General features: G+C 63.0%; 20 protein-coding genes and 2 pseudogenes. 3 read left to right on the plus strand and 19 right to left on the minus strand.

Annotated features, from left to right (window positions below; translation table 11 throughout):
• Positions 1-320 precede the first annotated feature (320 nt).
• Together OG730_RS15020 and OG730_RS15025 are read right to left on the minus strand one after the other, a co-directional pair.
• Positions 321-449 carry a hypothetical protein gene (locus OG730_RS15020; protein WP_327304714.1) on the minus strand — a complete coding sequence of 43 codons (129 nt, stop codon included), beginning with the start codon at positions 447-449 and terminating at the stop codon, positions 321-323.
• 217 nt (positions 450-666) lie between these two features.
• Complete coding sequence (locus OG730_RS15025) at positions 667-951, minus strand: hypothetical protein (RefSeq protein WP_327304715.1); 285 nt, start codon at positions 949-951, stop codon at positions 667-669.
• 104 nt (positions 952-1055) lie between these two features.
• Here OG730_RS15025 and OG730_RS15030 point away from each other — a divergent pair, with 104 nt between their 5' ends.
• Together OG730_RS15030 and OG730_RS15035 are read left to right on the plus strand one after the other, a co-directional pair.
• Positions 1056-1895 (plus strand): helix-turn-helix domain-containing protein, encoded by an 840-nt coding sequence (locus tag OG730_RS15030; protein WP_327304716.1) that lies wholly within the window; start codon positions 1056-1058, stop codon positions 1893-1895.
• Complete coding sequence (locus tag OG730_RS15035) at positions 1892-2104, plus strand: DUF397 domain-containing protein (RefSeq protein WP_327304717.1); 213 nt, start codon at positions 1892-1894, stop codon at positions 2102-2104. The genes OG730_RS15030 and OG730_RS15035 overlap by 4 nt, the downstream gene beginning before the upstream one ends.
• 64 nt (positions 2105-2168) lie before the next feature.
• Here OG730_RS15035 and OG730_RS15040 read toward each other — a convergent pair whose 3' ends face one another.
• Both OG730_RS15040 and OG730_RS15045 read right to left on the minus strand, forming a co-directional pair.
• Complete coding sequence (locus OG730_RS15040; RefSeq protein ID WP_327304718.1) at positions 2169-2342, minus strand: hypothetical protein; 174 nt, start codon at positions 2340-2342, stop codon at positions 2169-2171.
• A gap of 196 nt (positions 2343-2538) precedes the next feature.
• Positions 2539-2790 carry a hypothetical protein gene (locus tag OG730_RS15045; RefSeq protein ID WP_327304719.1) on the minus strand — a complete coding sequence of 84 codons (252 nt, stop codon included), beginning with the start codon at positions 2788-2790 and terminating at the stop codon, positions 2539-2541.
• A gap of 574 nt (positions 2791-3364) precedes the next feature.
• Between OG730_RS15045 and OG730_RS15050 the strand changes: the two genes are divergently transcribed.
• Complete coding sequence (locus tag OG730_RS15050; protein WP_327304720.1) at positions 3365-4336, plus strand: helix-turn-helix domain-containing protein; 972 nt, start codon at positions 3365-3367, stop codon at positions 4334-4336.
• A gap of 218 nt (positions 4337-4554) precedes the next feature.
• On the opposite strand, the gene OG730_RS15055 is transcribed toward OG730_RS15050, so the two are convergent.
• The 15 genes and pseudogenes from OG730_RS15055 to OG730_RS15125 all read right to left on the minus strand — a co-directional run bounded on the left by OG730_RS15055 (position 4555) and on the right by OG730_RS15125 (position 17736).
• Complete coding sequence (locus OG730_RS15055) at positions 4555-5361, minus strand: sigma factor (protein WP_327304721.1); 807 nt, start codon at positions 5359-5361, stop codon at positions 4555-4557.
• A 380-nt stretch (positions 5362-5741) separates the two neighbouring features.
• A complete protein-coding gene (locus OG730_RS15060; RefSeq protein WP_327304722.1) occupies positions 5742-7595 on the minus strand; it encodes a DNA polymerase in 1854 nt (617 codons plus the stop codon).
• Positions 7596-7663: 68 nt separating this feature from the next.
• The gene (locus tag OG730_RS15065) at positions 7664-9928 is read right to left on the minus strand and encodes a phage/plasmid primase, P4 family (RefSeq protein WP_327304723.1); all 2265 of its coding nucleotides are present in this window, start codon (positions 9926-9928) and stop codon (positions 7664-7666) included.
• Positions 9929-10085: 157 nt separating this feature from the next.
• A complete protein-coding gene (locus tag OG730_RS15070) occupies positions 10086-10307 on the minus strand; it encodes a hypothetical protein (protein ID WP_327304724.1) in 222 nt (73 codons plus the stop codon).
• 555 nt (positions 10308-10862) lie between these two features.
• A complete protein-coding gene (locus tag OG730_RS15075; RefSeq protein ID WP_327304725.1) occupies positions 10863-11138 on the minus strand; it encodes a hypothetical protein in 276 nt (91 codons plus the stop codon).
• Positions 11131-11703 carry a DNA (cytosine-5-)-methyltransferase gene (locus OG730_RS15080; protein ID WP_327304726.1) on the minus strand — a complete coding sequence of 191 codons (573 nt, stop codon included), beginning with the start codon at positions 11701-11703 and terminating at the stop codon, positions 11131-11133. Before OG730_RS15080 ends, OG730_RS15075 begins: the two co-directional genes overlap by 8 nt.
• On the minus strand, positions 11663-12271 hold the full coding sequence (locus OG730_RS15085) for a DNA cytosine methyltransferase (protein WP_327309272.1): 609 nt from the start codon (positions 12269-12271) through the stop codon (positions 11663-11665). Before OG730_RS15085 ends, OG730_RS15080 begins: the two co-directional genes overlap by 41 nt.
• On the minus strand, positions 12243-12938 hold the full coding sequence (locus OG730_RS15090) for a recombination directionality factor (RefSeq protein WP_327304727.1): 696 nt from the start codon (positions 12936-12938) through the stop codon (positions 12243-12245). The genes OG730_RS15085 and OG730_RS15090 overlap by 29 nt, the downstream gene beginning before the upstream one ends.
• Before the next feature lie 83 nt (positions 12939-13021).
• On the minus strand, positions 13022-13858 hold the full coding sequence (locus tag OG730_RS15095) for a hypothetical protein (RefSeq protein WP_327304728.1): 837 nt from the start codon (positions 13856-13858) through the stop codon (positions 13022-13024).
• A gap of 134 nt (positions 13859-13992) precedes the next feature.
• Positions 13993-14574, minus strand: a complete 582-nt coding sequence (locus OG730_RS15100; RefSeq protein ID WP_327304729.1) for a deoxynucleotide monophosphate kinase family protein — start codon at positions 14572-14574, stop codon at positions 13993-13995.
• Complete coding sequence (locus tag OG730_RS15105) at positions 14571-14786, minus strand: hypothetical protein (protein ID WP_327304730.1); 216 nt, start codon at positions 14784-14786, stop codon at positions 14571-14573. Before OG730_RS15105 ends, OG730_RS15100 begins: the two co-directional genes overlap by 4 nt.
• Before the next feature lie 24 nt (positions 14787-14810).
• Positions 14811-15050, minus strand: a pseudogene (locus OG730_RS15110) (peptidoglycan-binding protein); the annotation flags it as partial.
• Positions 15051-15182: 132 nt separating this feature from the next.
• Positions 15183-15512: pseudogene (locus OG730_RS15115) on the minus strand (CHAP domain-containing protein); the annotation flags it as partial.
• Positions 15513-15606: 94 nt separating this feature from the next.
• Positions 15607-15861, minus strand: a complete 255-nt coding sequence (locus OG730_RS15120) for a hypothetical protein (RefSeq protein ID WP_327304731.1) — start codon at positions 15859-15861, stop codon at positions 15607-15609.
• A gap of 12 nt (positions 15862-15873) precedes the next feature.
• Positions 15874-17736 carry a hypothetical protein gene (locus OG730_RS15125; RefSeq protein ID WP_327304732.1) on the minus strand — a complete coding sequence of 621 codons (1863 nt, stop codon included), beginning with the start codon at positions 17734-17736 and terminating at the stop codon, positions 15874-15876.
• Positions 17737-17773 lie beyond the last annotated feature (37 nt).

Genomic DNA, 17773 nt, shown 5'->3' on the forward strand with positions numbered 1-17773 from the left:
GTCCGTGATTTCCCATGTGTGCCCGCCCGGGTGACGGAGGTACTGACAGCACCCGTCCCCCGAAGGGCAGTCAGGTAGCCAACGCAACTGGTGCGGACGCTGGTCATCAAGCCAGTGCACCCAGCACGCAAACCCATCGTCTCCCTCGTAGACCATTTCGGCGTGTGGGCCGTCGTGGGTTTCGAGAGTGCAGCGCATCTGAAAGGTTTGGTTGTCCATGGCCTTGACCGTGGGTTCACCCAATCCGGCAGCACGGGCCAGGACATCGAGCTCAGACCACAAGACGAGGAGCTTGGCGTTACACACGTACCGTCCGAGGGTCACACGCCCCACCCCTTGGCCACGATGACCGCCACCGTGAACACCCACAGAACCGAGCCGGCAGTCATCAGGGCGACGCTCGCGCGGGTGTGCTGTGCGTGCGCCTGGTGCTCGTTGTCGTCGCTCACTGGAGGCGCTCCACAACGGCCATGTCGGTGAAAGTCCGCTGAAAGCTCCGATGCTTCGAAGTGCCCGAGTGCCCGATACACGCGAGGTCGCACTCAGCCTCGGTAAGTCCCGGTCGCGTCAGCCATCCACAGTCCAAAGCGACACAGCGTGCCCCGACGAGCGGGACCGTCCCGGGGTGCCTACGGATGCGGTGGTTCGCCAACCCGAACACCCGCCTCACGCCGCACGCTCCTCGGAGTCGGGGCGGATCGCCTGCCGCAGCTCGGTCAGCGCCGCTTCCGCGCTCTGGACGATGCAGGCGGACAGTTCGGCCCGGAACAGCGCACGGAACGCGGGGTCCGACTCAATGCGCTGGAGCTCTTCGAACGGTGCGGCCCGAGCCGGCGAGGACCGGGTGAGCACCCGAACGAGTCGGGGGAAGTACTGGTGTAAGCGGTGTTCTGCGGCCCCCACAGCGAGGGCGAGCCGTACCGGGACGTGCGGGATGAACATCGGATGCATGGCCGCTCCCTCTCCGTAGCGGTTCCACTACCAAGCTCGGTCAGCGTGACCTACGCTCGACATCCCTTCAAGTAATCGTCAGGGAAGGAAGGGAAGGGCGGAGCATGGTCAACCGCAAGGAGTTAGACCCCAGCAAGAGCCCCGAAGATGCGTACGGACACCGTTTGCGCAGGCTGCGGGAGGGTCGCGGGTGGAGCCAGGACGAGCTAGCCGAGCGAATGGGATATTCCAGCCAGCATATTTCAGCGGTTGAAACTACTCGCAAACCGCCAACCCCTCGTTTTTCGCGTAAGGCTGACGTCGTGTTCGGCACAGCGGAGACCGCCGATTCGTTCGAGCGCGAGTCTCAACGAATCAAGCACGGTGTCCTACTCGAAGGGTTCCCCGAGTACGTCGCGTTTGAGGGCCGCGCGGTAGAGCTTCGCCTGTTCGAAGTGGGCATTGTTCCGGGTCTGCTTCAGACTCCCGACTATGCGCGCGTCCTTGCCAACAGCGCAGTCACCCGGGGCTCGATCACGGCTGACCAGGCGGACGAGCGCGTGTCCTTCTTGGCGCAGCGGCAGGGGGCATTGGTCCGCCCCAGTCCACCCATGTTGTTCGTGATCATGGATGAGAGCTGTATCCGGCGACCCGTGGGCGGGCACAAGGTGATGGACGCACAGTTGGTGCGGCTGCTTGAGTTCGCGAAGATGTCGAACACGATTCTGCAAGTGGCACCCTTCGCCATAGGCGAGCGCAGAACGTTCAACCGGCCTGTCAACCTGTTGACCATGCCCGACCGCTCCGTGATCGGCTACGCCGAGTCTCAGACCCAGGGGCACCTAGACCGCAACAGCACGTCAGTGCTGCCCATGCTGACGGCCTACCATCAACTCCAAGGCGAAGCCCTGTCGCAAGCGGCTTCAATGACCATGATCGAAGAAGTGCGAAAGGGTACCCCGTGACGACCACCGACACCCCCCGTTGGTTCAAGTCCTCCTACAGCGACAACGGCGGAACCTGCGTAGAGGTGTCCGACCACCTCGCCGGCTCGCTCGGCATCGTCCCCGTTCGGGACTCAAAGGTTTCCGGCGGTCCCGTGCTCAGCTTCCCCATCGCCGCGTTTTCCGCGTTCGTCGCGAGCGTCAAGACCGACCAGCTCGGCGCGCTCTAGCCGACGAGCTCGCGCACCAGGCCCCGCCACTCCACCCCCTTCGGAGCGGCGGGGCTCTGTTGTTTCAGGCAGCGCGCGAGACGAACGACAGCCCGACCGGCGGGGCCTGGTCGGGGGCACGGTCCGTGAGGTACACCCCCCACCCGTCATCGCCACGGCTGCCGACGATCCGGCGCGTGCTGACGCCGTACCGCTCGGTGAGTCCCGCACTTACGAGCAGAGCGGCGAGCCTGAACATGTCCGTACTTGCAGCGTTCCGGTCCTGGTGCCCGACGACGAACACACGTCGCGGAGTCTCAGTCTCGCGATGCGAACTTTCGGTTTCGCTTTGGTGTAGGTCCACCCTTACCCCCTGTATCCCTATGAGCCTGTCTGGCAACCTGTGCGAGAGCGCCCGACCAGGACATTGCGAGTGTCCTGGTCGGGCTTCTTTGCTACGCGGCGACCGTGGGTGCGTCCGCTGGCCAGTGAGTCCACGGCTCCGTTGCCGGAAAGAACTTCCCGGACTCAGCCGACTGCGCCCACTCGTAGTGCCCGATGAGCTCCCCCGAGGGAACGGCGCGGACTAGGACACGAAACCTCGGCGTGCGATGCCCCTTGAGCAGCCGCGCGGCCATGGTGGTGTACGTGCACAGCGCGCGGAGTAGCTGTGTCCCGCTGTTGATGTAGTCGTGCGTGTCTGGCATGTACGGCCCCGCAGGACGCCACTCCCATTGGGCGCCTTTCCGCACAAAGACTTGTACCGCCAGCAGTGCAGTAGGCACCGCTATGTGCTCCATCCCAACCCCCCGGCCAGACAGAAGGGCCGGACCTACCTCCCGCGCAAGTCCGGCCCCTGATGTGTCAGTCAGTGGCCGCTAGTCCCACTTCGTATCTTGCGGAACCACTGTTTCCGTAGGAGCCGGCGAGGTAGACACCGCATCCCATTGGGTGTCCGCACTGGCGAATGTGGCACCGCCGAGGACAAGAACCGCACTACCGACCACGGTGGCTACCAACTTCGGTACCTGGAAACGCAGTTGAAATTTCTTCATGGACCGCTCCCTTGACAAATCGTTCGCATGACTTAACGTGATCATTCCGCTGAACGTCGACTCCCGACGCGTCAGCGGTATAACCACTTGACCTGCTCAGATGCTCAGGCATATGCGAATTACATATGCCGTCGAATCACTATGCGTAGCTTGCCGCGTGCGGGTCCGGCGCGGCAAGCGAATGAGGCTAGAGGCTTCGCAGCCGAAAATTTTCCAGGGGGCAAACATGGACATCTCGAATGAGGGGCGCCGGAAACCGTTCATATCGGAAACGGCACGCGAGCTACTCCGGGAGATGCACGGGGGTCGAGCCGTGTGCAAGGACGAGCCCGCCATTGACGAGTTGCTCGCCCTTGGCTTGGCCAAGTGGGCCACACTTCCAGCGGCCTACGTTGCTTCGGACACTCGGGATGCCGAGCGCGCGTACACACAGCGCATGGCGCAGGAGATCCGGTCAGCCCTGCACCGCATCGAGTCCATGCATGCGTTTGCCGATGACCTGCGGGGGATCGAAGGGGGCGCGGGCGACGGTGGCGTACAGGTCATCGAGGACACTCGCGAGGTGACCGTTGCCCTTGGGCGGGTAGCGGGCTCAGCCAAGTTCAGCGTGCTCACAGCTCACCCCAAGATCCGGAAGCAAGACACGTTGGATCGCGCACTGCCAACGGACCTAGCGATGCTGGCACGCGGGGTAACCTTCCGCACCATCTATCTGGACAACGCGCGAAGTCGGGTTCCTGAGCAAGGCTATGCAGCCGCTATGACAGCAGCCGGCGCGGAGGTCCGTACAGCGCTGCCCGGCTTCGAGCGCATGATCATCGCCGATGAGCGCATTGCCTTTCTTGCAGACCATCTTGGGGACCCGGAACGCGTACCGGCCCTGATGGTCACGCACCCGAGCCTGGTCAAGCTCTTCGTAAACGTCTTCTGGCAACAGTGGGACCGTGCCGAGCCGTGGACAGGCGAGCCCCGACTTGCGGACTCGATTACAACGCCCCGCAGTCGACGCATGCTTCGGCGACTGTCCGAGGGCAAGAACATCAAGGCCATTGCTGCCGAGCTCGACGTTTCTGTGTCGACGCTATACGCGGACCGGAACGCCTTGCATGCGGCAACGGACACAACTACCGAGTTTCAGCTTGCTATTTGGTGGGCCACGTCCGAGCAAGCTCGCCGAGAGCGCGAGAAGGACCGATGACAGACCGCTTAAACGCAAAAAGGCCCCCGCCAATGGCGGGGGCTTCTTTGTGGGCTACCTGATCAGATGGTACGGCGCGGCGAGGACTAGCAGAGGCTCGCCGGCTGCACGGGTCACGGTCGCTACGGTCCGCCCCGACACGTCTCGAACGTGGATGTCCACCAGGGCGCCAACGCGGGTGAGTTCGATGGTTCCGCCGTCACGGGCGGGGAACGTGATCACGCGGTTGCACCCGCCTGGTAGAGCGCGGCAAACCGAGCTTTCCCCTTCACGCGCGCTTGCTTGACCTGGTAGGGCGTTGCGCCCATGTCGTCAGCAAGGACCGAGTCCGGGCCGTCGCCATAGAAACCCACGGGCGCTATGCCGTGGTCAGCCTTGAGTACGTGACGCTGCCTGTCGCTCAACTTGCCGAGCACGAAATGGACTTGGTCCCGTACAGCCTTTCGCGAAGTGCTCGCGTAGTCGGTCGAGTCCACCAGGTCCGCAGGTACACCGGACTTGAACGCGATTACATCGCCGAGTGTGAAGTACTCGCCGAAATCGCGCTCGTTGTACGGCCGGTCCAAAGAATCGATACCGAGCCAGGACAGCAGTGCAGCGTATGCCCGCTCTCGCGACATCTTGCGCGGCCCCATCGCGTCGGTGCATGCAACGCGCACAGCGTCGTACGGGTATCCACCAGCAAGGGTGATAGCGAGCTCAAAGTCACGTGCGGTGCGCTCGGAAACCCCGGGCCGGCGGATAGAGCGCCACTGGTCGGCCATAGCTGTACGCAGAGCCTTATCCAGGTAAGCCATAAACTCACGAGGTGTTTCACCTTCGAACTTTGCAAGGCACTGCCAGACCATTATGCGGCCTTCCTGTGCAAGATCCTCCGCAAGATCGCGGTCTATGCGCCCCGAAGCCTTTGCGTACTCGTTGGCTCGCTGAATTATCAAGGTCTCGGTTTCCGCGATGACTGCGGAAACGGCGTCAATGTCATTTCCCTTGGCCGCTGCTATCTGCTCTGCGGTGAAGTGCGTCATGGGGCGTGCTCCGTGCTCGGGTGGCTTTGCCCTCTGTGGAGGGCGGAGGTTTCCCGGAACAGGGCGCACGGAGCCCAAAAGGGGCCCGAGGCCATGACTGAACGCGCATTGAAAAGGGCATGGAAAAGCCCCGTCCCGGATTAGCAGGACGGGGCTTGCGCATTGCCTTCGCCTTTGCTGCGCACTACTCAAGTTGGAAATGAGTGCGGCAGCCACGGCTCATATCTGCAATGAGACCGTTAGTCTTTTAGCTGATCAATGGGCGTTTCCTATTCGATTGCATCGGGATAACGTCACCTACTGCGCCTGCGGTACAGGGCAGACGGGCACTCCTCCTCAGGGATGACTCGGAAGAGTCAAGGTCACGCAGAGGTAACGGCCTAGTAGTCGGCCCCGTACAGCGACCCCCAAGACCGTCCGCCGATCTCGGCACCCGCAACGATGGGCACTCCGTAGAGCGGAAAAGTCATGCACCGCTCGAACTCGCGGGCAATCTCTTCGGCCTCGCCGGCTGGTGCTGACGCCAACAGCTCGTCATGGATTGGCAAGCGGCAATAGTCGAGTAGGCCAGCCGACTGGATATTTAGCATGGCCATCCCGAGGACATCCCTTGCCGCACTCTGGCAGGCGTAATTGACTACGGCGTAAGTGCGGTCACGGTCCAGCGGAAGCCTGCGGCCGGTCGCCGAAATAAACACCATGCCGTTTTGGAAGGCCTGTCGCTGCCATCGCGAGGACGCCCGTTTGATCTCGGGGAAGGCCCGGTCGTAGGCGGCAACCGCTTGCGCAATTTCAGATTCGGGGGCGCCGGTCTGCCTCGCAATGGTGGCAACTCCACCCCCATAAACCTTGCCGAATCCGGCCCCCTTGAACACCTTCCGATCCTTAGGGGTGGCAGCGTCGCCCTTGATCAGGTGAGCGGTGTAGGCGTGAATATCGAATGCGTCACCGCCGTTGATGAATCCGGATTTCATGGCCTTGACGTCGGCGAGGGCTGCCAACACGCGCATCTCGATTGCCTGAAAGTCTGTCGAGATCATGAGGTGTCCGGGCTCGGCGAGAATGGCGCGGCGAATCACGTGGTCCGAGCTCGGAAGCTGATGGAGCCCGTCTGTGACAGACATGCGGCCCGTGCGTGCCGCGAGAGGCGATATCACCGGGTGTATGCGTCCCGCAGCGTCGAGTTTGGACATGAACCGCTCGGCGTAGCTGGTGCCCCACTTGTTGGCGCGCTTGGCGTGAAGTACCGCATGTGCTACCGGGTTTGGGGTCCGCGCCCCGATGCGCTGCCAGTCCCGGTCAAGGTCCGCCAGGGGCAGCAGTACGGCCTTATCAACTTTGAGCGCGCCGGAGTCGGTCCGCTCGGTAAGCGTCTCTCCCATGCCCTGAAGCGCTTCCGCCACCTGTGCGGGGCTGCCGACTGCGGATACTCCATATCGGGCCGCTATGGCGCTGTGCTCGGCTGCCTCCTCGGCGAGCCGGCGAGCGAGCGGGGCCGCGTAGTCCTGGTCGACCAGAAGCCCTCGGCGCTGCATGACCGCGCACAGTTCCGCTATCTGGTGCTCGTACGTCACGAGCTCTTCGCGGACCCCGAGCCGTGCGAGCTCGCGCTGTAGAACCGGGGCGAGTCGGGCCGTCAGTAGTACGTCAAGTCCCGCGTAGAGCGCATAGGTTGGATTGGTGAGAGGGATTCCCGCCCATCCGGTTTCCTTGGTCAGTCCGAGGGACCTGAATACGGCTGTGAGCCCGCCCTGAGTGTCCGGGGCGGCAGGGTCCACCCATCGGGCCGCAAGGGGCTTGAGCGCCGTTCCTATGCCGCCCTCTTGCGGCTGCCTGGGGTCGCAGAGCGCCGCGAGAATTCGGGTATCCGTGGTGTGTGGGGCGAGCTCTTCGAGCGGGATTCCCGCGCACTGTCCGAGGACGAGCCAGTCATAGGCTGCGTTGTGAATCAGGATTTCTCGTGACCGCAAGAGTGCGTCACGGGCGTAAGTCGAATGAGACCCGCCCCGCTCGTACAGAATCACCCAAGCGTCGCGCTTGTCGCCGAACTGCACCGTGCGGAGCCGAAAGGAAGGGCTGAACACGTCCAACCCTGTCGTCTCTGTATCTACAGCGATCGGACCCCGAGCCCGCGCCCGATAGAACCATGTCCAGAACTCGCCGAGATCCTCTGTGGTCTCGGGTACGTGCACTGTGACGGGCTCGCCGGCTAGCTGATGTCGATAGGTGATCATGTCTCCCCCGTGAAATGAAAGAAGGGGCCACCCACCAGTTAAGGTGAGCAGCCCCTTGTATGCCGTATCTACTTGCCGAAAATCCCCGGACCTACTGCGTCAGGGCTTTCGTCTGCGAGGCGGAGACAGCCCAGGGAAATACCCTTCTTGTTGCGCTTCTTGGTGGCCCCGCGCTCCTCCATAGCGGAATAGAAACCCTGTCGCGTCCAACGCTCTCGGGCGGGTAGGTTTTCGTCCTCGCACCATTCCAAGTAGATGTTGAACGCGTCGTTACCGGTCATGGTCACGGACTCATCCGCCCATTCGAGAACTCCCGGCAGAAAGCCCGCTAGCGGGTCCGAGGTCTCTCGGTACTCCTGCGATGCACCAGTAATGCGCTCAGGATCTTGGAGACCGTCCCGATACCAGGCCACGGCTCCGCGTACGGCCCAGGCTGCAATCCCTTCTGCCTCGGCGAGTAGCTTTCTGTCTAGTGCGGGGTCTCGCTCCTCGGGAGAGAACCACCGCTTGAATGGAATCAACTTGACGCGGCGCCAAAGCCCTTCATCCTGGCTTTTAAATTTAGGTTTGTGATTGGTGGCGAGGAGTAGAAGGAACGAGGGCCGGAACTCGAAGAACTCTTGCCGCAGGAACCGTGCGGAAATCATGTCTTTGCCAGTCACGCGTTTAAGGATTGATTCCGACATTGCCTTACCGGACTCGCCCTCAGACGCCATGACGAGCCGGGCACCCCGGAGTGCCGCGATATCATTTGGAATACCGCCGCTCTTCCGTTCTTCAAACGTGCTGAACGGAGTCGTGCGGGTGATGCTGCGGAACACTGACGTGATGGTGTCCACGAGTACGCTCTTACCGTTCGCCCCCTTTCCCCAGAGCACGCCGAATCCTTGCTCTGTGGTGTGGCCGGTAATGCCGTAGCCGATGAGCCGCTGAATGTAGGCGGGCATGTCCGGCATGCCGGGGAAGACTTCGGCGAGGAAGGATTCCCAGCGGGGGCACTGAGCATCAGGGACGTAATCAATGTCAAGCGTGTACGTCAGTAGGTCCGCCTGGTCGTGCGGGTGCAGCCGGCCCGTCTTCAAGTCGACTGTCCCGTTGCGGAAGTTGAGCACGTCGGGGCGGTCATCAAAGTCCGTGGCTTCAATGCTGACGTTGGGTACCGAACAAAGCTCGGTTAGCAGAGCGTCAATGCGCGAAGTCATCGTGAATCCGCGTGCGAGCTGGTTCTGTCCGGCGAGGACGAGCGCGGCCCCCATCCGATGGATTTCCTGCCGTACGCGCATGTCGGAGCGGACCCAAACCCGTCCGTCCCACGTGTAAAAGCCGAGCCCCGCCGCATACCGGATGCGGCCCCCGGACCACGCGACGAGTGCATGGGCGTTCATGGCGTCGCTCTCGCCGAATGTGCTGACGAGCTTGGACAGGATCTCGGCGGCTTCCGCGCCCTGGTCGCGGGACACGGTGTCAGCGCCGGTCCGGTTGGCGAGCTCGGCGGACCGTGCTTCCCGCTCCCGCTCTGCGGTATCCCGCACGGGACGAGCTCCCTTGACCGCACGGTGTAGATCAGCGGCGAACCGCTCCGGGGCCGCTTCGCGCCAGTCGGTCAAGTCCCAGTCGCGCACGGGTATTTCAAGCTTGAGCGCGTCTACGCCGTGTGCGGCTAGACCCTCGGCGAGGCGGGAGGAGAATCCCGTTCCCGCGCTGTCGTTGTCCCCGCAGATGATGACGAGCTGTCCGCGCAGTCCCTCGGCGAGCTCGGCAACCAGCTCGGGCGAGCCGGCGAGCGAGGCACCCCGTACGGCAACAGCGTCATAGCCGACCGCCACGGCCGTAAGAGCGTCTCCGGGCCCCTCAGTGATTAGGACCGTGCTGTATCCGCCCTGCCCCCGCATCACGCCGTATGTGGCCCAACGATGGCCCTTCGGGTTGGCGAGGGACAGCCATCGGCCCGGACACTCGCCCGTCAGATCCCGGCCCTGTAGGCCCCTGGTCACTCCGTCGAATCCGACCAGGGGGACCGTAAGACGGGGGTAGGCCTGGTAGGCACGGGACACGTACGGGAAGCCCCCGGCCTGGTCCCCGTGGTCCACACCGAGCCCGAGATCCGCAGCGGTCTCTAGGTCGAGCCCGAAGCGGTCGGCGAGGTAGGTACGAGCTCGCTGCGGCCAGTCGCCGGCAAAGTCCGCGAGGGCGAGCGAGGCCCGGTCCGCGTAGGCAGCGAGAGCGGCAGTCAGCGCGACGGGAACGAGCTTGGGACGTTCAGCAGGTACGACGGCACCAGGGCCGGTCACGTCGAAGAGATCGCCCCACGTGAGCCGCACCGCTGCAATCACGTCGGCGGTCTCGCAGCCGGCGCGGCACGTAATCCGCACTTTGGAGTTCGTACCGCGCCAGATACGGAGAGACGGACGGGAATCGGGGTGCGCGGGACACTGTGCGGCGTACCCTCCGTCTGCCTCCTCGCTTACCGACGCGAAGCGCCCGAGGAGATCAGCGAAGATCACGGAACACCCCCGGCTCGGCCACGTTCCGGCGGTAGTCCCCGATCAGGTGCCCGAGATCGCGCACGGTCGTCGTCATGTACCAACGGCCGGAGTCGAGACCCCGCAGCGAGACAGACCAGCCGTACAGCGCGGCAAACTCGTCCGTGGGCATCCCGAGGGCGAGGCGAATACGGGTCCACGTCCGGACCGACACATGCACACGTCCCATGTCGACGCTCGACCCTCGTACCTTTCGCACTGCGAGCCCGTACGGAAATCCCGCGTGCACCGCTTCAATTTCTGCCTGTCGAATCCACGCGGGAACAGCCGGAGACTTCACGTCCTTACATTCAAGGATGAACGGGGGCGCGTGCACGTCCCCAACGTCCCTAGCACCCTCTTGTGCGGCCCGGCGGACGTTGCCCGGATGGAATGGGTCAAGGAACACCCCGGAGCCGTCTACGAGCCCGAGGAAGCGGTTTAGGTGGTCCCTTACAGCGCTCTCCCACGCGGTGCCGCGTGCCTTATTCGGGTTAGCCACGTTCGGCCCCCTGGTGAATCTGTGCCCCCCGGGCCATGGCATGTGCTGCCGCAGCGAGTATGCGAATCCAATCTTTGCGGCTCTTCCAACCGGTCATCAGGTACAGCTCATCGCCCCGACCAAGTGAACGGATCTCGCCGAGTGCGGGTGCCTGGTGTTCTGTTACTGCAAGCTTCATATTTCCCCCCATGCAAAAGGGCCGGACAGCACCACGCGGGTACGTCCGGCCCTTTCGTTGTTCTCTTACTGGTTTCGCTCGCCCGGAATAATCAGACGGACGTGTTCCGAGCCGATCCACTCCTTTCGGAGCGTGCGCCGCTTCGCGAATCCCGACTCTGTCCCGGTCGGGCTGATTCGGAGCATCGGCCGTAGGCGGCCATCGACAAGACGAGCCGTTACCTTGTCCACAATGGCGTCAGCCATACGGACCCGATTTGCCTGCCGAGCCGCGTAGGCGACTAGATCGCCCTTGTAAAGCTCTTCGCCGGCATAGTCGGTGACGACTCCGCGCTTACCCATTGGTTTCCTCCTTGTAGTTCAGTAGATGCAGGTAGGCCGTAAAGGCTTGCTGCGATACGACGCCGTTACCAGCCGCCTTAAGCTGCCTCGCCCGATTGAGTCCCGGAATATGGGTGATCCACCCTCGGGGAAGACCCATCAGCCACTCGGCAAAAACCGATGCGAGGCGACGTCCGCCACGCGGGCCGAACTCGACCGGAATGGGCGCCGGAGTGCCCATCAGGGTTTCCCAGCGGTGCACAGCGGGTGCGAACTCTGCCCACCATTCCGGCGGGCTGTGAAAGGCGCCCGGGGTCTCCTCGGCAATGTCCGGATCTACGGGCAGCAGGAAACTAACCTCATCGTCGAGATTCGGTCCGTGCCCACCCGCGCGGCGCTTATCAGGATGCTGTGCAGCCCCGTTCGACCCGAGATTTGCCGTAGGGGTTTTGAACAGCTTGTGTGCCCGCTCCTTATCGAAGATTCGGGCAACTGCGGTAACGAGATCGTCCCCGCCGGCTCCGGGCCGGTCCGCTTTTGCGAAATCAGGTCCGCGCGATGCGTCGGAGGCTGTCGGAGTCGGCAATAGGGGTGGCGATGCAGAACCAGCGATCTCGCATGTGGGGGGCTCCAGTAGCGGACGCTCGGAAGCAACACCACCTTGCGTCATACCCGCTCTCGGCCAAGCCCCCGAGTACGTGCGCCAAGCCTCGGTTTCGGATGGCGGATACGTTCTCCAGGAAAATGAGCCGTGGTCGAAGAATGCGAACGGCCCCGAGGACGCTTTCCCAAATACCCGACCTCTCGCCATGAATCCCCGCCCGCTTCCCCGCATTGCTGATGTCCTGACAGGGGAACCCTGCCGTAATGACGTCCACCTGATCTTTCAGCGTGGACCAATCGAATTGTGTAATGTCGCCGATGTTCGGCGCGTGCGGATACCGGGTCGCCAGGATCAGCGAGGCGTACGGGTCTACTTCCGCTACGTACCTGATCCTGTCCCCGGTCAGAGCTTCAACAGCCCTGCCGATACCCCCGTATCCGGCGCACAGCTCCAGAATCGGAATGTGCTTCCCCCTCGGATAGGAAGGGGCCCCGAGGACTGCCCCGGGACCCCTCAGCCGGCTAGAAAGTCGGCTCGGCCACAGCGTCAGACCAGGACTTGAGAACCTTGATTACAGGCTTTCGGTACGACACGTCCCGGCCCATCTTCGTCGTGTACTCGACCAGCTCAAGTTCAATGGTCGCCAGGGCCTCGCCCCCAACCTTTTCGAGCGCGTTCTCAACCTCGTGCAGAACTTCCGCAAGCTTCCAAGAGCCCGTCTGGAATCGGAACAGCCCGAGCTCGTAATCCTCGGCGAGACGGAAGAGAACAGAAATCGACGGAGACGGACCGCGCTTCGTCTTTGCAGCGGCCTTCCGGTCCTCCATCAGAGCGGGGCAGCGGCACGGCATACCCCGATCTTCATCCGGGGAAAGGAACTCCACGCCGTCGCAGTGGTGGATAAGCTGCGAACCGTTCCACAGCTTGAGATCCGACGTAACAGCGCTCGGGCCAGAAAGAACGACCTTGACCTTATTGGTGGTCGTCAGAACCTCAATGAAGTTCTCAGACGTGGAATCGGTCTCCACCGCCTGTCCGCCCATGAGCTGTGCAATAGCGTCGGCAACTTCCGGATCTCCGGTAGTCACGCGCCACTCGGACAGAGCAACGGGAATGCCGTCCGTCTGCTTTCCGCCGTGGAAGCGACCAACGGTGTCATCGGAAAACGAACCCTTGGGCTTGGCGTTAGGGTCGGTCTCGAAAATGCGAAGTGCCATGTTTTGAAATCCCCCTGGTTTTGGGCATGAAAAAAGACGAGCCGCGTTCATTGCGGATCGCCTGGTATCAGGTACTGCGGGTGTTAGCTCGCTCGGCGCTGTGTTCCGGTGATGAGCCGGCGAACGCTCTGCGCAATCGGGCTGCCGAATACCGTCTTGCTGATTTCACGGTCCCACTGGAAAACGTGCCGCAGCGTCAGAAAGACATTGAAGATCTCTTCGTCAATCCGGACGGGCTTGAAAACCCAACCCTCCGGGGTGATGTGCAGAACTGCCGCACCGTCCACCTTCGGCATGGGCTCCGAAGTTCCATCGGGTGAAACAATCCGGTCGGCATGGGCATAGGCGGAAAGCTGTAGGGCCACGTCCGGGTAAGCAGACTTGGATGTCTTCCAGTCGACTAGGAGCGTGTGCCATTCGCCGTTTTCGTGATCGGGCTTTCCGTCCTCGCCGAGCCGGACACGGATGATCGCGTCAAATGAACCTGCATAGGCGTGCTCGTCGGACCAGCACACATCCTCGGCCCGGATAAGCTGCGGACGCACAGCGAGTAGGAATTCCGCGAAACCGAGCCGGTAGGGTTCAAGGTCGGGATGCACCCTGCCGATTTCCTCCAGCCGGATCATGCGCTCAAAGAGATCGTGCGCGTCCGATCCGACCTTCGCCCGAAGGCTCGTGTACCGGGTGTGACTGTTCCGCAGGAAGTCGATTGCTCCGGCGGGGTCGCGTTCAGCAATAGCGCGTACGGCGTCCAAGTTCTCGACTGCCGTTTCAGCGGTCATGCGAGCGGCCCAGAAGGTCAGGAAAGGCTTTGGGAGCATGCCGACAACGGAAGTGACTCCGGGAACCTTTTCGGCGGTCTCAGGGCTGATGTAGTAGCGCGAGCCACTGCGCTTGATAGTCCGGATCTGTCCGGGCATGGGTATCCCCTCGGGGGTTAGTGGGTTGGGAGGGGTGGCAGAGTGACGATTCCTTCCTATTTTTTTGAATCACAAGAAAAAATAAGAAAGAAGGGGAAGAAGGGCCACTCTCGCCACCCCGTAACGCTGGTAGGTCAGCGCCGTACCGCGAGGCGGTCGGCTGCGCTGTGCAGCTCGGCGAGCGACCCGCCGTTGATGAGCTCGGCATCGGCGAGAAACCCGTCTAGGGCGGTCTCGCTCACGTGCTGCCGCTGGTCCTCGCCGGCTGGACCCTGGTGCCCGGGACGGACCACACGGACGAGCAGAAAGCCCCGGCGGGTAAGCGCCCGAGCTTCGTTGACGTGCCGTACGTCCGTGATGACCACGGGCAGCCCCCACCTATCCGCCACGTCTACTTTGGCGAGGGCGAGGCGAATCCAGTGCTCGGGGTCATGGGCCCGGATTGACTCCCCGAGCCGCTGCAACGTCCGCCGAACTTCCGGGGCCCCCTTGGCCCGGTCCCACCCATGACGCCGTACAGCGTCAGACAGGCGGAGCGGGATCGGTCCGTATCCGGTCGGCTCGCTGCCGATGATCGGGTCGAGCCCGAGTGCGGCATCCCGCAGCGGATCGGCGAACGCCACCCGCGTGAACTGGTAGCGCTGAACGAGCCGGGCGGCAGCCGCATCCTTCCCGGCCCCCGCCCGACCCATCAGGGCTACATGCCTGTAGCTCACTCCTCGGTCACGGCCTGGTGCTCGCCGAGCTCGCCAGCTACGGCGGTCTTACCGTCCTCGGTCCGCTGTACCGCCTCGCCGATACCGAGCACCGCCGCAGCGAGACCAAGAATCAGGGCCGACGGCAGCGCCGGAACGTAGTGGACGACCAGGGCGAGCGCGGCAACGAGTACCGCATAGATCCGGGCCGGATGAGTCTTGATGAACTGCATTGAAAATCCTCCTAGTTGGTTGTGTCAGACCGCAGGCACGCGCAGTGCGTCCCACGTGGAGCGACCGGGCCACCCGTCCGCGTCGGAGCCGGTAAAGCCCCGCTTGCGCTGCCATGCCGCATAGCTCTGACGGTCCGCATCGGTCCACTGCGGACCGGGACCCTCGGAGTACCGACCGCATCCCTCGGCGGCGAGCCGGATACCCATAGCTGTGATCAGCGGGCTACGGGGCGAGGACTTGAACCAGTCGGCCCCCGGGAACGGGGCGGTGCCTCGCGGCTGGTCGTAGGCGGGCCGGCCGAACCCGAGGATCACGGACCGATTCCGGGTGCGCCGGTATACGCCGTCCCCGTTGCCCTGCGACCCGCTGTTGCCCGAACTCGTGTTGCCCTCGATGCTGCGGACCGCTGAGCCCGGGGCAGAGTCCTCGGTCACGATGCCGACGTGATCGGCGACCGGGCCCCCGTCCCACGTGAAGAACACGATGTCTCCGCGCTTCGCGGGACTGTTCTTGCCGATCCACTGGCCGCGAGCCTTGAACCAATTCACGTGGGAAGGGCAATAGGCAAAGTGCCCGACCGTACCCGCGTTGCCGCTCTCCTCGGCCCACTTCGATACCGCCATGTCACACCACGGATTGAAGTTCAGCCCATACCAGCGGCCATAAGTCGTGTCGTTGTTACGTCCTTCCTTATATCCGAGTGCAGCCGTTGCGGCACTAATCATCGCGTCTACGGTTCCCACAGTTCCTCCTGATTTTGGGCACGAAAAAGCCCCGCCCGGTATCCCCGGAACGGGGCTCGCTTGTGGTGCTGTTTGGCTATGCCTTACCGGTGGCCTTTGCTACGGCCACACCAGCGGCTACGACTCCCGACGCTGCGGCAACCGGCAGCGCGTACCGCCACCGCTCTAGGTCCCGGATTCGGGTTTCGTGGTCGTCCACGTCGGCCCGCAGTTCCTCGCCCTTTTCGGCGACGGATCGCATGTCCTCGCGGAGCCCGACCACTTCGTCATAGATTTCGCGGGCGCCGATCTCGACTACGCCGAGCCGGTTTTCCGTCTCACGTTCTGCCATTCATCCCCCTCGTTAGGGCGGGGGCGCGTTCGGGTTGGTCGGCGGATCAGGGACGAGCCCTGTATCGGCCGGTACCCCGTTTGCTTTGGTTCCTCGGAGCGTAAGGATTTGCGTTACGCGTCCGTCGTCACCCCCGCTGGTTTTGATTCCGACGACCCAGGCAAGGGTGTCGAGTGCTGCCCCCGTGCGGTCCACAACGCGCACCACGTCACCTAGTTCTAGGCGAGGGTCCGCGAGGATTTCGACGGATTGCAGTGATGGAATCGGGTACTGTCCGGCTGCCAGAATGGCGCCCGCCAGTTCAGCGGCAGAGTCCCGGTACTGCACCCATTCAGTGCCCTGGTGCTCGTAGACCTGTACCCCGTAAGCTCGCTGTGAGGCTGAGCTCTGTACCGTGGACAGTGCGTCCGTTGGGCCGGCTGGGCTATCTGCCGAAGTGGTCCGGGCAAAGGCACTTACACCGTGGTAATACACCGTGTACGAGGCTCTATTGCGCATGGATAGGGTGACCTGCCCACCGTCGCGGGTGAGCGTCACTTCTACTGCCCCGTATACCCCCGCCGAGTCGCTGTCTGCCGTTGCCTTGATCGAAACACAGTCAGGCAGACGGTCCACATAGACGTTGGGTGTACGCGGGTCCCATTGGTCCTCGCCGATTGGCAATACTCGCGTCAGAGTAGCTCCGGCTGCGATTGCCGTACCCGTGCGCGCTTCGGCTACCGGGGTTAGCTGGTCTCCCTTCACGCGCCCCCAGTTAGACCACTTCACGGCCACATAGTTCCGGCAAGCGTCGATTTCCTCGCCCACTGTGAGCGACGCCAATTCGCGCGTGGACGAGACAGTTAGGGCGGGTTGTGTCGGAACGGTTTCCCACCGCGTGTGGTCACGCCAGCGGAAGAATCCGTTACTGTCGAATTCGGCTGTCGCAAGCGTTGTCTTGGCTATCTGTGTAATAACATCCCATGCGCTTCCTTCGACACGGGGAATGTTCTCCAGCGGAAACCGTGGCTTACTGAGCGAGGCCCCGCGCTTCCACGTTCCGGCCTGACTGAATTCGGCAGGCGAGTTGGGCCGGCTGGCTTGCTGCGAAACTTGGAAGCATTCAGCCCGTATCTGCTTTATGGACAGTCGGACTTGGTCCAGGTTTGCGGGCGGTACCGGGGTAGCGCTCAAGACCGCGTCGCTGAAAGTCTGCGCCACGCCGATTTGATTGGTCACTACCGGCGAAAGGGTGGGAACTCCAGTGGTAGACCAGGACAGCCACCATCCGATGTGCCAGAGGCCCGGGGCTTTTAGCTGGTCGAATGTCCATTGGAGGGCTTGGTTAGCGTTGTAGTCGGCATTCGTCCCGTTCCAGACGGTGAGCTTTCCCGACTGGAAATTGGCTTCCATGGTGACGTAGCAGCGGTATACGCCATTGGCGATCCATGTCGTGTGGATGCGGGCAATGCCTTCATCGGACGTTGTGTTCCCGGTGGTGTCGAGCCAGTGTTCAAGCCACAGCCCATCGGAGCGCCGGTTTACGGGTTTGGTTCGCGGAATGTAGTCCGCATTCGATATGCGGTCATCACCGAGTGCGGCTGACTCCCAGGGCGCTTTGTAATCGGTCCAGTAAGACCACAGTCCCGAAGTACCTTCCAAGTAGCCGATGTTCGGGGCGACTCCGCCATGCAGCGAGGCATAGAGAATCGCCGTCGAGCGCGGGGGCGGGCACGTGTGAATACCGCCGAGTCGTAGCAGATGGTCCACGACCCATACGGGGGAGGCAGCCCAGCTTGTGGCCACGCCGAAAGTCAGCTCGTTCGCCAACACCCTGTCCGGGCGTGGCAGTCGGGCGGGAAAGCGCAGCCGCTCGGCTCCGTCAAGTGCGGACACCTTGACGGCATCCTCGCCCGAGCTCGCCGAACGCGTG

It is taken from the genome of Streptomyces sp. NBC_01298, assembly GCF_035978755.1.
Classification (GTDB): Bacteria; Actinomycetota; Actinomycetes; order Streptomycetales; family Streptomycetaceae; genus Streptomyces.

Bases quoted from the DNA above. Each gene is read 5' to 3' on its own strand.
- OG730_RS15075 (WP_327304725.1), bottom strand. From the start codon at position 11,138: ATGGGTAAGCGCGGAGTCGTCACCGACTATGCCGGCGAAGAGCTTTAC.
- OG730_RS15060 (WP_327304722.1), bottom strand. From the start codon at position 7,595: ATGATCACCTATCGACATCAGCTAGCCGGCGAGCCCGTCACAGTGCAC.
- OG730_RS15045 (WP_327304719.1), bottom strand. From the start codon at position 2,790: ATGCCAGACACGCACGACTACATCAACAGCGGGACACAGCTACTCCGC.
- OG730_RS15030 (WP_327304716.1), top strand. From the start codon at position 1,056: ATGGTCAACCGCAAGGAGTTAGACCCCAGCAAGAGCCCCGAAGATGCG.
- OG730_RS15040 (WP_327304718.1), bottom strand. From the start codon at position 2,342: ATGTTCAGGCTCGCCGCTCTGCTCGTAAGTGCGGGACTCACCGAGCGG.
- OG730_RS15050 (WP_327304720.1), top strand. From the start codon at position 3,365: ATGGACATCTCGAATGAGGGGCGCCGGAAACCGTTCATATCGGAAACG.
- OG730_RS15055 (WP_327304721.1), bottom strand. From the start codon at position 5,361: ATGACGCACTTCACCGCAGAGCAGATAGCAGCGGCCAAGGGAAATGAC.
- OG730_RS15120 (WP_327304731.1), bottom strand. From the start codon at position 15,861: ATGGCAGAACGTGAGACGGAAAACCGGCTCGGCGTAGTCGAGATCGGC.
- OG730_RS15070 (WP_327304724.1), bottom strand. From the start codon at position 10,307: ATGGGACGTGTGCATGTGTCGGTCCGGACGTGGACCCGTATTCGCCTC.
- OG730_RS15025 (WP_327304715.1), bottom strand. From the start codon at position 951: ATGCATCCGATGTTCATCCCGCACGTCCCGGTACGGCTCGCCCTCGCT.
- OG730_RS15105 (WP_327304730.1), bottom strand. From the start codon at position 14,786: ATGCAGTTCATCAAGACTCATCCGGCCCGGATCTATGCGGTACTCGTT.
- OG730_RS15095 (WP_327304728.1), bottom strand. From the start codon at position 13,858: ATGCCCGGACAGATCCGGACTATCAAGCGCAGTGGCTCGCGCTACTAC.
- OG730_RS15090 (WP_327304727.1), bottom strand. From the start codon at position 12,938: ATGGCACTTCGCATTTTCGAGACCGACCCTAACGCCAAGCCCAAGGGT.